The sequence below is a fragment of the Advenella kashmirensis W13003 genome (genome assembly GCF_000506985.1).
In the GTDB taxonomy this organism is placed as follows: Bacteria; Pseudomonadota; Gammaproteobacteria; order Burkholderiales; family Burkholderiaceae_B; genus Advenella; species Advenella kashmirensis_A.
On the sequence record NZ_KI650982.1, the window covers coordinates 410142 to 425428 of the forward strand.

Here is a 15287-nt window from a genome sequence, read left to right on the forward strand (position 1 = left end):
CTTGCCCGCCAGCAATATCACCAAGTTGGCCAAGGAATAATGCGACAATGGGCATATTGTTCAATTTCCCATTTCTTCAGGTTCGCAGTCCCCTATGGCAGCAAATACCCTCATCACGCTTCTGAATGCCCAACTGGCATTCGGTCACCATGCCCTGCTCGATAACGCATCGCTTACCATTGCCGAAGGCGATCGCATCGGTTTGATCGGTCGCAATGGCGCCGGCAAATCGTCGTTGCTGCGTATTCTGGATGGTCGCTCCGAGCCCGACGACGGGGAAGTCTCGCGATTGGGGTCACTGCGTTCCATGACCGTCGAACAGGAACCCGAGCTGCCCGAAGACAGTACGATTTACGACACCATCGTCGGTGATTTCCTGAGCACGGAAGACTGGCAGCGGCCGGCACGCGCCAACATGATCATTGAAGAACTGGGGCTGTCGCCCGATAGTCAGATTGCCGGCTTGTCTGGCGGTACGCGCAAGCGTATTGCACTGGCGCGGGCATTTGTCGAACAGCCCGATTTGCTGCTGCTGGACGAACCCACCAACCACCTGGATTTTCAGGGCATTGCCTGGCTGGAAAAACGCATTCTGCAAAACCGCGGCGCATGCGTGGTCATTACCCATGACCGCCGCTTTCTGGATGCAGTCACGACACGCATCGTCGAACTGGATCGCGGCAAACTGCACAGCTACCCTGGCACTTTCAGCCAGTGGCAAGTGCATAAGGCCGAATGGCTGGCCGCCGAAAAACTGCAAAACGAACGTTTCGACAAAGTGCTGGCGCAGGAAGAGGTATGGATACGCAAGGGTGTAGAAGCTCGCCGCACCCGCAATGAAGGCCGGGTCAAACGACTGGAGCAATTGCGGCGTGAGCGCAGTGAGCGACGAGACCGCGTTGGCAACGTCAGCTTTGCGCTAACCACTGGCGAGCGTTCGGGCAAGCTGGTAGCGGAACTGGAAAACGTCGGCAAAAAATTCGGTGACAAGACCGTCATTCGCGACTATTCCACTACCATCATGCGCGGCGACCGGATCGGCATTATCGGCCCCAATGGCGCCGGCAAAACCACCTTGCTTAAAATCATCCTGGGCAAACTGGCGCCCGATAGCGGAACAGTCCGGCTGGGAACAAATTTGTCAGTCGCGTATTTTGACCAAATGCGTGAGCAACTGGATGACAACGCCGCCCTGACCGAAGTCATCAACCCGGGCAGCGAGTGGGTCGAAATCGGCAATCAGCGCAAACATGTTATGAGTTATCTGGGTGATTTCCTGTTCTCCCCTGCCCGCGCCCAATCCCCGGTTTCCAGTCTGTCAGGTGGTGAGCGCGCCCGCCTGCTGCTGGCGCGCCTGTTTGCCCGTCCGGCCAACGTGCTGGTCATGGACGAACCCACCAACGACCTGGATATCGAAACGCTGGAGCTGCTTGAAGAATTGCTGCAGGAGTTTTCCGGTACCGTGCTGCTGGTCAGCCATGACCGAACCTTTCTGAATAATGTCATCACCCAGACCATCGCCTGCGAAGGCGACGGACAATGGCGCGATTATGTGGGCGGCTACGACGACTGGCTGGCCCAGCGGCCCGCATCCATTCAGATCAGGCAGGATGATGCCGGCACATCCGCACCAACGAAAAGTCCAGGCACTGCCCCGCCAGCGGCGGCACGCAAGGAAAACAAACCTGGCCGCCTGACCAATTGGGAACAGCAGGAACTCAAGCGCATTCCTGAAGAGATTGTGGAACTGGAAACCGAACAAAGCGAGCTGACCCAGCATCTGTCGGACCCCGACCTGTATACTGGCGGCCCCGAAAAAGCCGCCGGCATCAACGAGCGTTTACTGGAAATTGAAGAAACTCTGCTGGCCAAACTGGAACGCTGGGAATGGCTGGAAGGCAAAAAAGGCGACTAATCAGCTATTGACGATGGCCACCGACAGGCCATCCCAGCCTTTGCTGCCCACCGTCTGAAATGCCGTGGCCGATAGTTTTTCATTGCCTGCCATATCATCAAAGAACCGGCGCAGTCCCTGGATATTGCCGCCATCCGAGTGTGCGTCCAGTATCTGTCCCTGGCGCACCACATTGTCTGCGACAATGACGGTACCCGGTGCGGACAACTTCAAGGCGAGCGCCAGATACTGAGGATTGTTCTCTTTATCGGCATCCAGAAAAATAAAATCAAACGGGGCCGCACCTTCATCAATCAGCGCCTGCATCGACTCGGCAGCACGCCCCACGCGAATCTCCACTCGGTCCGCGACCCCGGCAATACGCAGGCTTTCGCGGGCCACTTTCAGGTAGTTCTCGTCAAAATCCAGCGTGACCAGCCGGCCATCCTGCCCCATGCCCAGCGCCATCCAGACCGTACTGTAGGCACCCAGGGTACCCAGCTCCAGAATACGACGGGCCCCTTTCATGCGCACCAGCAAATTAAGCAGCTTGCCCTGATTGGGCGCCACCTGAATGGCCGGCATGGCGTGCGCCTCGCAGTGCGCAAGCACTTTGGCAGGGATCGTATCGTCCGCCAGCAGCACCTGACTGAAATAATCATCAACCGCAACATAACGTTCGGGCGTAATTTGAATTTTCATAACACATTGACTCGTTAATTTAAATAAACCGTCAGGACTGTCTGCGCGAAACCATTGGGATGGTGCGTTTTAAATTTGGCAGCTGTGCGCACTCAACCGGCAAAGGACCAGTCCAGCGTTTCGCCCGCAGCCAGCGGCACCAATTCGGTCGCGCCATAGGGCAATGCAAAGGGAATCTCGAACGCCTTGCGCTCCAGCGTAACCGTCTCCGTATTAACCGGTAATCCATAAAACGCCGGACCATTGAGACTGGCAAACGCTTCCAGGCGATCCAGGCGCCCGGCCTGCTCAAATGCGGTCGCGTATAACTCAAGCGCATGCAGCGCGGTATAGCATCCAGCACAGCCGCAGCTATGTTCTTTGAGTCCTTTGGCGTGCGGCGCACTGTCCGTTCCCAGAAAGAACCGGTCGCTCTCGCTTGTCGCAGCAGCCAGCAGCGCCTGACGATGCGTTTCCCGTTTCAGCACCGGCAGGCAATAATAATGCGGACGGATCCCGCCCGTGAAAATGGCATTGCGGTTATACAGCAGATGGTGCGCAGTGATCGTGGCCGCGATCGGCCCCTCAGCCTGCATGACATAATCAACACCGTCTTTTGTCGTGATATGTTCAAACACCACCTTGAGCGCAGGATAGCGCTGACGCAATGGAATCATCACAGTATCAATGAACATGGCTTCGCGATCGAACAGGTCGACCGCAGGATCAGTCACCTCGCCATGCACCAGCAAAGGCAAGCCGTGTTTTTCCATGGCGGCGAGCGCCTGATCGCACTGGTCCAGCAGATTGGTCACGCCGGCATCGGAGTTGGTTGTGGCACCGGCCGGATACAGCTTAACCGCATGGACGAAATCGGACGCGGCCGCCAGTGCAATTTCCTGCGACGTCGTATTTGCCGTCAGATAAAGCGTCATCAACGGCGTAAACGACGCGGCATCCGATCCTGCACGTTCCAGTGCCGACAATATACGCTCACGATAGGCTTCCGCCTCTTGAACTGTGGCCACTGGCGGGCGCAAATTGGGCATAACAATCGCCCGCCGAAACTGGCGCGCCGAATGCGCAACCACGGCCTGCAGTGCCTCCTCGTCGCGCAAATGCAAGTGCCAGTCATCTGGCTGGATCAGGGTAATGGCAGAATCAGTAATCAGCATAATAGTAGAAGTCCTTTTTGGTGCCCATACTATACAGAAAACAGCGCGAAAAATTCATGTCTGAACGGACTGCGGCACAAGTCTGACGCATTCCTGAAGGATAGCGACTCTCATGGAGCAGTGGAGGACGCTAATAATTCTTAACAAATATGTATTTTAGAAAAAGTGGTCCAACACACAGCATTTGGCTTATTATTATTATCAACTTCGCCGATTTTGCCTCCAAAAAACAATAACTGTAAACTTTGATATTTTGGGCGAAAAAAAAACTATGCAAGAGGCAAATTACACGTTATCCTCTCCCTGTACGAATATACACACGCCTTTATGGAGATTTAAAAACATGGCAACAACTTCAGAAAAACCAGCCCGTAAGCCAAACGCAGCTTTCATGAAACCGCTGACTCCCAGCGCTGAGCTGGCTCAAGTAATCGGCAGTGATCCATTACCTCGTACAGAAGTGACCAAGAAGATCTGGGAATACATCAAAAAACACGATCTGCAGGATCCCAAGAATCGCCGCAACATCAATGCCGACGCCAAACTGCGCCCCATTTTCGGTAAAGATCAGGTCAGCATGTTCGAGATGACAAAGCTGGTCAGTACCCACTTGAAATAAGCGGTTGTGCATAACGCGCTGTTAAAAAACGGACCCCTGCAGGTTCGTTTTTTTTCAGCCTTCCCACCATTATGGGCGGATGAACTGCCTGATGCAAAAAAACCGAAGGATGCACGTTATTGAGAACATGCAATACATGCTCAAGAATGTCGCATTATGCGCGGACGTACAGCCACCCTTCCTGCTGCAATTGAGCCAGTTCAAGAATCGCACCATGAGGCAGCACCTGCAAAGGGTCCCTTGTCTGACGATTGGCCCGCTGCAGGGTATTGGGGCACAACCAAGTCGCGGCATCCAGCGTCTCATGCGGACTATCCAGCGCAGCGACCACTGCCTGAGCATTGACCACGATTTTGATCTGCGCTTTGGGCGCCTCACGCAGCAAATTGGCGGCGTTGTTGCGCGCTCGCAGCAGGGCGTCTGGCGTGGGCGCATGAAGGACGACTCTCATAACCGCATTTTCAGACATTTCAACTCCTGTTTAAAGTGAGTCATTATCGCACTGTTTCTTAAGGCGCTTCAGAGATAATCAGTTGCGGATCTGTCCGTTTATTGAGATCATTATCTTGACAGTCAAGGGTTATTCTGTAGCGGTGGTCAACAGGACATTGTCCAATCTTCAATCTGCAAAAGTCAGCAATTTTACTGAATGCATGGAAACTTGTACGAGCCGTTCCCGTACAATTGGGAAATCGCCCCTGATGATATGGCTTGCGATACGGATCGTGCCCGTTCATTTTGGCATTCAATCCATTGTGACCTATGCCAGTGCTGCCACTGAACCCCCAGGTCGGCCCGTTATAACTTATCAATCGCCAATAAATACGGTTGCAGATCCTTCCGTTATCGTTCCGCCGCACGAGATCGGATCGCCTGCGCGCCCTGCTGGTTTACCGTTGATAAACACTGTGGTCGAACCGCTGGCAAGATGGCGAGAGTGCTCCGGCTCGTCGCAGCTTGAACATGCATGGGAACCGAAAGCGTCCCCCTCGCGCACAGCTGGCAATCCCTCAATGATTACGTCTGTCGAAGCTTCAATAGCTGGGGTAGGCGGGAAATGGCAGTCGTGGCCCGAAGCATGATCTCCCAGACGGCTTGCGGATGACATAAGTGCTCCTTTTTTGAGAAATTGGTATCGTTAAAAAATCATTCATCTGCAATAAACTTTACATTCGAAAACAGAAATGACGTGGCTGCATTGTTCATATCGATACCCATAAATGCCGCAGTCGATATTGGATGCCACTGCTGCGCAGGACTGTCTGAAAATGAAACCAGAACAGCTTCGTTCAGGACCGGGGAGCTGAACTGCACGCACCGAATCGAGTCAACGTAATACACATCAATTGTGGGGTCAGCTATAACAGCCAATGGCCCATCTTCGGAAAGCTCATCAAAACCGGCATTGACCGCTGTTTTAACAGCTTGCTGACGAAAGGCAATGCTCGATATCACGCCATTAGCATTACAGATCACATCCAGCGTCTCACCCTGTTTGTCATGGATGTAAATTCGATAATCATCTCTGGGATGATCAGGTGGCGACGCATCGGCGGGTGATCTGAGGATACTAAAATAAAAATTGTAATACGCATCATAGGTGCTGGCAGCCATTGCGAGTGGGCGATCTACAAGAGAAATACGCATATGATTATTTGTACAAAAAATGCATGATGGTTAGATCCTTGTCCCGAATGACCACCTCCAGCACTCTGTTACGGACTTGTCCGTTTGCTGAGGTAACTGTCTTGATCGGGATTTCATATCTGAACAAGCCAGCAATCCCTTTGGGGTCCGGCGTTTTTTTTCCATATCGAAAGGCAAGATAGAGTATCTGTGTAGGGACATAACGCCCCGTTTCACCCATATGCCGAAGCGTCGTTGCAGTAAATTTAAAAATCTCCCGTGTTGTCAGGACCCGAAAAGACACTTTGAGCGCGGTGATGGCAGACTGGGTGATGAGACCAGACCCGGCACCAATCGCAAAGCTTCTTGCCAGCCTGGTCCCCCCTCCGACGACCAGTGATTTGCCGCCACTGAAAATAGCACGTATGCCCGTGCCCCCGACAAAGAACAGGATCGCGTTCTCTAACGGATAAACCGGCTGTATCGGAGGGTCGTAAATATGACTTTCCGATATGATTTTGCCTTCAATATCATAAGTGACATGAGGCGCAAATCTTTGATTTTCCTTAGGGACCGACGGATCCGTCCAGTGAAATCCTATAACGGCATTTTCTTCTTCGTCAAAGATCGGAACGGAATCTGCCTTGACACCAGGAGGTAAATAGTAAAGAATTTCTTCGCTATCGGCATTGTAACCGTTGACATTTGCCTCAAAGCCGATCTCTTCGCCGGTATAGTCCATTTAATTTAAGTCTATCCTTTTACCGTTGATAATGATGTGTGTTCCACTGATCCTGATCGTGCCATCCGCAGTCAGTTGAATCGAAGCCTGCCCGCTGGTAATAGTAACCGTATCCTGAGCATCCTGGACCAGAGCTGATCTGGCGGACAACATCATCGACCTTGACGAGACAGCTTTATCGCCCGTGACCACTTCAGTGGCATTGCCACCCGCCCGGTTCCAGGTATCGCCCCGGACATTCAAGGTATAAGAGCCATTGCCTTTGCTTTCATTGGACATGAGCGCAAAATCGTGGGCATGATCAGAAAAAGCCGAGAAAACATTCTTGGGCTCCTTTCCTGTATCTCTGGGCCCACTTGACATACCGATCACGACTTTGAAATCACCATTTATCGTGGTTGTCGAGTTTCCACCGATATCTGTCCTCATATTTTTGTCAACAATTTCCTTGGAACTTCTTCTGGTTTTCGTCACCCGGTCGCGGCCAACAAATTCGACATAATCACGGCCGGTTATGCTGGAAGCATCATTTTCGATTTCGGTATTCATGTCCTTCTGAGCTCGAATAAAGACTTCTTCCTGTCCAATCTTGTCTTCAAAGCGAATAATATTTGCTGTGTGATAGTCACCACCTGGCGTAGAGCGCGAATACAGACCCATCTGTGTCGCATTCTCGGGCAGTTTCCACGGCGGCATCATGGCCGCGTTATATACCCGGCCGGTGATAATCGGATAGTCCGGATCGCCGTTCAGAAAATCTACGATCACTTCGTCACCGATGCGCGGTACCTGAATGGCACCGAAATTACCGCTGGCCCAGCTGCTGGCGACTCGAATCCAGCAGGAACTGTTTTCATCGCGCTTATCATATCGGTCCCAATGAAAATGCACTTTAACTTGCCCGTACTCATTGGTCCAAATCTCTTTACCTGCTGGCCCTACCACAACAGCAGTCTGAGGCCCCTGCGTTCGTGGCTTACGTGTTGTGCGAGGCGGCCGCAACGGTAATTTGGCACACTGCACGGTAAGCTCGAACAGACATCGACGCCCCTGTTCTGCGCCACTGCCCGCCAGGCCTTGCACATTGACTGAATGGTAATTGTTTTCTTTCAGGTCATAACGTGTACCAAGCACCACATATTCACGGTTCTCCTCTACGCGAGGACAATACATCAGGTTGAACAGCGAGCCCGTGGTGACACCGCGAGCCGTACTGCGCAGCGTCCTGGTATCGCGTACATGATGCTGCTCCTGCATTCGTTGGCGAGCATATCGCTCGCCAAGAGGGTCATCGGCATAGTTTCCGGGCCACTCATATACTTCGCTCTCATTATGCCTGTGCTCCAGCTTGATATGCTGCCCGGTTTTGAGGTCAACATTAGGTGCCTTGAAATTATAGTCGCTAGTTGTGTACTGACCGGATCGCAGATCCTGGTAGACGGCCACATGCGTCATATAATCCTGCTGGGGCAGGGACAGTTTGTCTTCTGTAAAATACGGCACATACTTATAACCGTCTACCGTCTTGTGATTCTGGACTTCATCACTCATGACTAGAATGTGCTTGTCTTCCTCATGCTGAAAATAATAATGGATGCCCTCGGCTTCCAGCAAGCGGCTGATAAACTGGAAGTCGGTCTCGTCATATTGCACGCAGTAGGTGCGCGGGGCGTACTTTTCTCCCAAAGCAAACTCAAACGGATAACCATAGGGTGCCAGCACCTGCCTGATCGTTTCCGGTACCGATTGATCCTGATAGATACGAAATTCTTTTTTTTGTGTAGTCAACCAGAACCAGGGAACGACACGCGCTTCGTAGACGAAGTAGCGATCCACCTCTCCTTCCTGACCAACTAGCGCAAAGCCGGCGACCAGGCCATTCAAGTGGCGAGGTGTTGTTGCAGTCTGGATTGTGATTGTCAGGGACTTTCCAAGCATCGATCTGACATCGACCTGCATGGAACGATTCAGAAGACTCACTCGATAATCCGACAGAGTGGAAATACCATCTGAACCCTGCATGGAATTGAACAGCAGTTCAGCGTCGTCAGCCGCAATGGATACCCTGATCAGGCGATCAGGATCCAATATTTTTATGTTTGCAGACATCTATATCTGGCAGGTCTGCGCTGCACCCACCCCTTATATAAATTATTTTTTATAAATCGAATATAACGAATAATGTCTATTATAAGTAATTTGTCAGGTTGAGATACCTAGTTTTACATCCTATTTCAACCTGATTCACTCGCAGTACATTAAAGAGTTGATTTTTACTGCGGATGAACAGAGTTGGGCACTTCTTACTTATTTCGAAGGTTCCAGACGCACAAACGCCCCGGACTCAAGAGAGAAACGGGGCGAATGATTGGAATAAAAAGCCTGACGATGACCTACTTTCACAGATGTCCATCCACTATCATCGGCGCAAAGGCGTTTCACTGTCCTGTTCGGGAAGGGAAGGAGTGGGTCCACCTTGCTATGGTCGTCAAGCGTAAGCTGGTATGGCTTAGCGCTAGCTGGTTGCTATGCGTTAGCAATTTGGAAGAAGCACAGTCTGGCGTATTCGTTTTTGGGGATGAATTCAATCTTGCGTTGGTGATTGATGTTGCTGCAGATGATGACAGAGATCATCATCGAATTTACTTCATTTACTTCAGTTTTTTGAACGACACTTAAACACTAAACATCAGCAGCTGTTTGGGTAGACCTCAGATCTACGCCTAACCTGCAGAGTTATAGGATCAAGCCGCACGGGCAATTAGTATCAGTTAGCTAAACGCATTACTACGCTTACACACCTGACCTATCAACGTCCTGGTCTCGAACGACCCTTCAGGGGGGTCTAGCCCCCGGGATACCTTATCTTCAGACGAGTTTCCCGCTTAGATGCCTTCAGCGGTTATCTCTTCCATACATAGCTACTCGGCAATGCCATTGGCATGACAACCGATACACCAGAGGTATGTCCACTCCGGTCCTCTCGTACTAGGAGCAGGCTCCGTCAAGTATCCAACGCCCACGGCAGATAGGGACCAAACTGTCTCACGACGTTTTAAACCCAGCTCACGTACCTCTTTAAATGGCGAACAGCCATACCCTTGGGACCGGCTACAGCCCCAGGATGAGATGAGCCGACATCGAGGTGCCAAACACCGCCGTCGATATGAACTCTTGGGCGGTATCAGCCTGTTATCCCCAGAGTACCTTTTATCCGTTGAGCGATGGCCCTTCCATTCAGAACCACCGGATCACTATGTCCTGCTTTCGCACCTGTTCGACTTGTCAGTCTCACAGTCAAGCACGCTTATGCCATTGCACTATCAGCACGATTTCCGACCGTACCTAGCGTACCTTCGAACTCCTCCGTTACACTTTGGGAGGAGACCGCCCCAGTCAAACTGCCCACCATACACTGTCCCCAACCCGGATAACGGGCCTAGGTTAGAACCGCAAACAAACCAGGGTGGTATTTCAAGGATGGCTCCCTACGATCTGGCGACCGTAATTCAACGCCTCCCACCTATCCTACACAGGCCGGTTCACAATTCAATGTAAAGCTACAGTAAAGGTTCATGGGGTCTTTCCGTCTAGCCGCGGGGAGATTGCATCATCACAAACACTTCAACTTCGCTGAGTCTCAGGAGGAGACAGTGTGGCCATCGTTACGCCATTCGTGCAGGTCGGAACTTACCCGACAAGGAATTTCGCTACCTTAGGACCGTTATAGTTACGGCCGCCGTTTACTGGGGCTTCGATCAAGAGCTTGCACCCCATCACTTAACCTTCCAGCACCGGGCAGGCGTCACACCCTATACGTCCACTTTCGTGTTAGCAGAGTGCTGTGTTTTTAATAAACAGTCGCAGCCACCGATTCTCTGCGGCCCATTCGCGCTTTAACACGCTACTAGGGCATACCTTCTCCCGAAGTTACGGTATTAATTTGCCGAGTTCCTTCTCCTGAGTTCTCTCAAGCGCCTTGGAATATTCATCCCGTCCACCTGTGTCGGTTTGCGGTACGGTCATTGTTAAACTGAAGCTTAGAGGCTTTTCCTGGGACCACTTCCTATGACTTCACGAATAAATTCGCTTCGCACCAATACCTTGAATTACGCGGCCGGATTTACCTAACCACCTTCTCAGTACCAGTCACGGGTACAACCAATCACCCGCTCACATTTCGCAATCCGTCCCCCCATCGCATTTAACAACGGTGTTGGAATATTAACCAACTTCCCATCAGCTACGCATCTCTGCCTCGCCTTAGGGGCCGACTCACCCTGCGCCGATGAACGTTGCGCAGGAAACCTTGGACTTACGGCGAGGGAGCTTTTCACTCCCTTTATCGCTACTCATGTCAGCATTCGCACTTCTGATACCTCCAGCAACCGTCTCCAGTCACCTTCACAGGCTTACAGAACGCTCTCCTACCGCGTACGGATAAATCCGTACACCCGCAGCTTCGGTATATTGCTTAGCCCCGTTACATCTTCCGCGCAGGACGACTCGATCAGTGAGCTATTACGCTTTCTTTAAAGGATGGCTGCTTCTAAGCCAACCTCCTGACTGTCTATGCCTTCCCACTTCGTTTCCCACTTAGCAATATTTAGGGACCTTAGCTGGCGGTCTGGGTTGTTTCCCTCTTGAGTCTGGACGTTAGCACCCAGTGCTCTGTCTCCCGCGCTGTACTTGCCGGTATTCGGAGTTTGCCATAGTTTGGTAAGTCGCCATGACCCCCTAGCTATAACAGTGCTCTACCCCCGGCAGTAATACGCGAGGCACTACCTAAATAGTTTTCGGAGAGAACCAGCTATTTCCAGATTTGTTTAGCCTTTCACCCCTATCCACAGCTCATCCCCTAATTTTTCAACATTAGTGGGTTCGGTCCTCCAGCACGTGTTACCGTGCCTTCAACCTGGCCATGGATAGATCATCTGGTTTCGGGTCTACACCCAGCGACTGAATCGCCCTATTCGGACTCGCTTTCGCTACGCCTTCCCTATTCGGTTAAGCTTGCCACTGAATGTAAGTCGCTGACCCATTATACAAAAGGTACGCAGTCACCCCACAAGGAGGCTCCTACTGTTTGTATGCACACGGTTTCAGGATCTATTTCACTCCCCTTCCGGGGTTCTTTTCGCCTTTCCCTCACGGTACTGGTTCACTATCGGTCGATCACGAGTATTTAGCCTTGGAGGATGGTCCCCCCATATTCAGACAGGATTTCACGTGTCCCGCCCTACTTATTCGACGCTTAGTACCACCACAAAGGTTTCGTCTACAGGGCTATCACCTGCTACGGCCGGGCTTTCCATCCCGTTCAACTACCAATGTGACTATCTCGTCCAGGCTGTTCCGATTTCGCTCGCCACTACTTTCGGAATCTCGGTTGATTTCTTTTCCTCGAGTTACTTAGATGTTTCAGTTCACTCGGTTCGCTTCACTGTACCTATGTATTCAGTACAGGATACTGTCAAAGACAGTGGGTTTCCCCATTCGGATATCGACGGATCAATGCTTATTTGCTAGCTCCCCGTCGCTTTTCGCAAGCTATAACGTCCTTCATCGCCTGTGATCGCCAAGGCATCCACCATGTGCACTTAGTCACTTGATCCTATAACACTGTAGGCTATAGGAATTTACTGCTGCGCCCTCACAGTGCCTTTTGACTTCACTGTAAGAACATGCTGAGTTTTTGCGTTTGTGTGCCGTTCATCAATGTCATTCCTCACTCTCAAATACTCCCCCACATCCACCATCCGAATACATCCAGACAGTCAACATGAAGACGCACCCGATCATGAAGCTTGAGTTAATAGAACTTCATAAAATAATGCAATCACAACCCAATTTTTCATCAAATACTTACCCGACCCTGGTGGATCGCATAAGCACCCTTTGAATACTTTAGTTGTGCTTCTTCCAAATTGTTAAAGAACATATACAGCCAATAAAGCTTAACTTCTCCATCCAATCTCGGGTAAACCCGAATTCAGAAGGATCAGTATTTTAGCACTCTCTTTCTAAAAAGAGAAGCACTTAAATTCTGTTTGTTCGCTAATAAGAACGCGTTTTCATACAACTTAAAAACAATCGATGATGGTGGAGGATGACGGGATCGAACCGACGACCCCCTGCTTGCAAAGCAGGTGCTCTCCCAGCTGAGCTAATCCCCCAACAAACCTGTTTGGTGGGTCAAGTTGGAATCGAACCAACGACCCCCGCCTTATCAAGACGGTGCTCTAACCGACTGAGCTACTGACCCAACTTCACGCCCAGTCAGCATCCACGCATGGATCTTCATCCACTTGCCAAGCCAACTTGCCGTAAAACCTGATTGTTCATCCATACACAAAGCATTCAGACATACTAAACACTTCGCGCACAGACCGCTGTACTCTCGTTCTTATTAACAACCGATAAGCGTGGACGCTTTCGCTTCGTGCGCTTCGCTCTTAAAGGAGGTGATCCAGCCGCACCTTCCGATACGGCTACCTTGTTACGACTTCACCCCAGTCATGAATCCTACCGTGGTAATCGCCCCCCTTGCGGTTAGGCTAACTACTTCTGGTAAAACCCACTCCCATGGTGTGACGGGCGGTGTGTACAAGACCCGGGAACGTATTCACCGCGACATGCTGATCCGCGATTACTAGCGATTCCGACTTCATGCAGGCGAGTTGCAGCCTGCAATCCGGACTACGATCGGGTTTATGAGATTAGCTCCACCTTGCGGCTTGGCAACCCTCTGTCCCGACCATTGTATGACGTGTGAAGCCCTACCCATAAGGGCCATGAGGACTTGACGTCATCCCCACCTTCCTCCGGTTTGTCACCGGCAGTCTCATTAGAGTGCTCAACTAAATGTAGCAACTAATGACAAGGGTTGCGCTCGTTGCGGGACTTAACCCAACATCTCACGACACGAGCTGACGACAGCCATGCAGCACCTGTGTTCCGGTTCTCTTGCGAGCACTCCTAAATCTCTTCAGGATTCCAGACATGTCAAGGGTAGGTAAGGTTTTTCGCGTTGCATCGAATTAATCCACATCATCCACCGCTTGTGCGGGTCCCCGTCAATTCCTTTGAGTTTTAATCTTGCGACCGTACTCCCCAGGCGGTCAACTTCACGCGTTAGCTGCGCTACTAAGCCCCGAAGGGCCCAACAGCTAGTTGACATCGTTTAGGGCGTGGACTACCAGGGTATCTAATCCTGTTTGCTCCCCACGCTTTCGTGCATGAGCGTCAGTATTATCCCAGGGGGCTGCCTTCGCCATCGGTGTTCCTCCACATATCTACGCATTTCACTGCTACACGTGGAATTCCACCCCCCTCTGACATACTCTAGTTCGGGAGTTAAAAATGCAGTTCCAAGGTTGAGCCCTGGGATTTCACATCTTTCTTTCCGAACCGCCTGCGCACGCTTTACGCCCAGTAATTCCGATTAACGCTTGCACCCTACGTATTACCGCGGCTGCTGGCACGTAGTTAGCCGGTGCTTATTCTTCAGGTACCGTCATCAGTTCCAGGTATTATCCGAAACCTTTTCTTCCCTGACAAAAGTGCTTTACAACCCGAAGGCCTTCATCGCACACGCGGGATGGCTGGATCAGGGTTTCCCCCATTGTCCAAAATTCCCCACTGCTGCCTCCCGTAGGAGTCTGGGCCGTGTCTCAGTCCCAGTGTGGCTGGTCGTCCTCTCAAACCAGCTACGGATCGTCGCCTTGGTAGGCCTTTACCCCACCAACTAGCTAATCCGATATCGGCCGCTCCAATAGTGAGAGGTCCTAAGATCCCCCCCTTTCCCCCGTAGGGCGTATGCGGTATTAGCCACGCTTTCGCGTAGTTATCCCCCGCTACTGGGCACGTTCCGATACATTACTCACCCGTTCGCCACTCGCCGGCAAAAGTAGCAAGCTACTTTCCCGCTGCCGTTCGACTTGCATGTGTAAGGCATCCCGCTAGCGTTCAATCTGAGCCAGGATCAAACTCTTCAGTTTAATCTCTGTTTAATTGCCATTTAACTGTTTAAAGGTAAATGGTCGCTGCTTCACTCAAAAGAAATAACGTTTATGTTTAAATAAACCTTACTTCTGTTCTTCAAGTGAGCGCTTAAAATATATATTGTTAGCATCACAATCTATCCGGGTACCCCCAAATAGACCATGTTGCGCACTCATTCCAAGCGCCCACACTTATCGGCTGTTAGTTGTTAAAGAGCATCTTTCTTCTGACTCCCACTGGAGGCAGCGGTGACATTGCGCTGTCACATTCGGCGTTCATACTAAATAAAAGCATGACTCGCATAACTACTTAAATTCTGTACTGCTTTACTTCAGAACTTCAAAATCTCTTCACTTCTTTACTCTTGCTTCGTCACACCGTTGTGTGTCATCAGCAGAGAAACGAGATTATGAAGCATCTAGTTTTGTTTGTCAAGGCTTTTTTGCAACAGACCGAAAGTTTTTTTTCTTCAACCCCCGATCTCGTTTCCAAAACACCGCCTGAAAACTCAACCGCGTAATCCGCTATTATGAATCAGTTTGAAAC

At 51.0% G+C, this 15287-nt stretch carries 9 protein-coding genes, 2 tRNA genes and 3 rRNA genes; 2 read left to right on the plus strand and 12 right to left on the minus strand.

The features are described from left to right. Nucleotides 1–94 precede the first annotated feature (94 nt). Nucleotides 95–1915 carry an ATP-binding cassette domain-containing protein gene (locus tag W822_RS43885; RefSeq protein ID WP_024007178.1) on the plus strand — a complete coding sequence of 607 codons (1821 nt, stop codon included), beginning with the start codon at nucleotides 95–97 and terminating at the stop codon, nucleotides 1913–1915. Here W822_RS43885 and W822_RS43890 read toward each other — a convergent pair whose 3' ends face one another. Next, on the minus strand, nucleotides 1916–2596 hold the full coding sequence (locus tag W822_RS43890; protein WP_031243643.1) for an O-methyltransferase: 681 nt from the start codon (nucleotides 2594–2596) through the stop codon (nucleotides 1916–1918). 92 nt (nucleotides 2597–2688) lie between these two features. Continuing rightward, the gene (gene pyrC / locus W822_RS43895; protein WP_024007180.1) at nucleotides 2689–3750 is read right to left on the minus strand and encodes a dihydroorotase; all 1062 of its coding nucleotides are present in this window, start codon (nucleotides 3748–3750) and stop codon (nucleotides 2689–2691) included. A gap of 343 nt (nucleotides 3751–4093) precedes the next feature. Here pyrC and W822_RS43900 point away from each other — a divergent pair, with 343 nt between their 5' ends. Then, complete coding sequence (locus W822_RS43900; protein ID WP_014751679.1) at nucleotides 4094–4369, plus strand: SWIB/MDM2 domain-containing protein; 276 nt, start codon at nucleotides 4094–4096, stop codon at nucleotides 4367–4369. Nucleotides 4370–4523: 154 nt separating this feature from the next. On the opposite strand, the gene W822_RS43905 is transcribed toward W822_RS43900, so the two are convergent. The 10 genes from W822_RS43905 to W822_RS43945 form a co-directional block, all read right to left on the minus strand. Next, a complete protein-coding gene (locus tag W822_RS43905) occupies nucleotides 4524–4838 on the minus strand; it encodes a hypothetical protein (protein ID WP_024007181.1) in 315 nt (104 codons plus the stop codon). Nucleotides 4839–5177: 339 nt separating this feature from the next. Further along, nucleotides 5178–5477, minus strand: coding sequence for a PAAR domain-containing protein (locus W822_RS46830; protein ID WP_024007182.1), 300 nt, complete (start codon nucleotides 5475–5477; stop codon nucleotides 5178–5180). Nucleotides 5478–5515: 38 nt separating this feature from the next. Further along, a complete protein-coding gene (locus W822_RS43915) occupies nucleotides 5516–6016 on the minus strand; it encodes a hypothetical protein (RefSeq protein WP_031243645.1) in 501 nt (166 codons plus the stop codon). Nucleotides 6017–6020: 4 nt separating this feature from the next. Then, nucleotides 6021–6737 carry a hypothetical protein gene (locus W822_RS43920; RefSeq protein ID WP_024007184.1) on the minus strand — a complete coding sequence of 239 codons (717 nt, stop codon included), beginning with the start codon at nucleotides 6735–6737 and terminating at the stop codon, nucleotides 6021–6023. Beyond that, complete coding sequence (locus tag W822_RS0124135; RefSeq protein ID WP_051401854.1) at nucleotides 6738–8846, minus strand: type VI secretion system Vgr family protein; 2109 nt, start codon at nucleotides 8844–8846, stop codon at nucleotides 6738–6740. A 271-nt stretch (nucleotides 8847–9117) separates the two neighbouring features. Next, nucleotides 9118–9230, minus strand: a 5S ribosomal RNA gene (gene rrf, locus W822_RS43925). Nucleotides 9231–9477: 247 nt separating this feature from the next. Then, nucleotides 9478–12351 (minus strand): 23S ribosomal RNA (locus tag W822_RS43930). A 486-nt stretch (nucleotides 12352–12837) separates the two neighbouring features. Further along, nucleotides 12838–12913: transfer RNA gene (locus tag W822_RS43935), tRNA-Ala, on the minus strand. Nucleotides 12914–12925: 12 nt separating this feature from the next. Further along, nucleotides 12926–13002, minus strand: a tRNA-Ile gene (locus W822_RS43940). Between the two features lie 192 nt (nucleotides 13003–13194). Continuing rightward, a 16S ribosomal RNA gene (locus tag W822_RS43945) occupies nucleotides 13195–14737 on the minus strand. Together the 16S, 23S and 5S rRNA genes with 2 tRNA genes alongside form the textbook arrangement of a ribosomal RNA operon. Nucleotides 14738–15287: the final 550 nt, after the last annotated feature.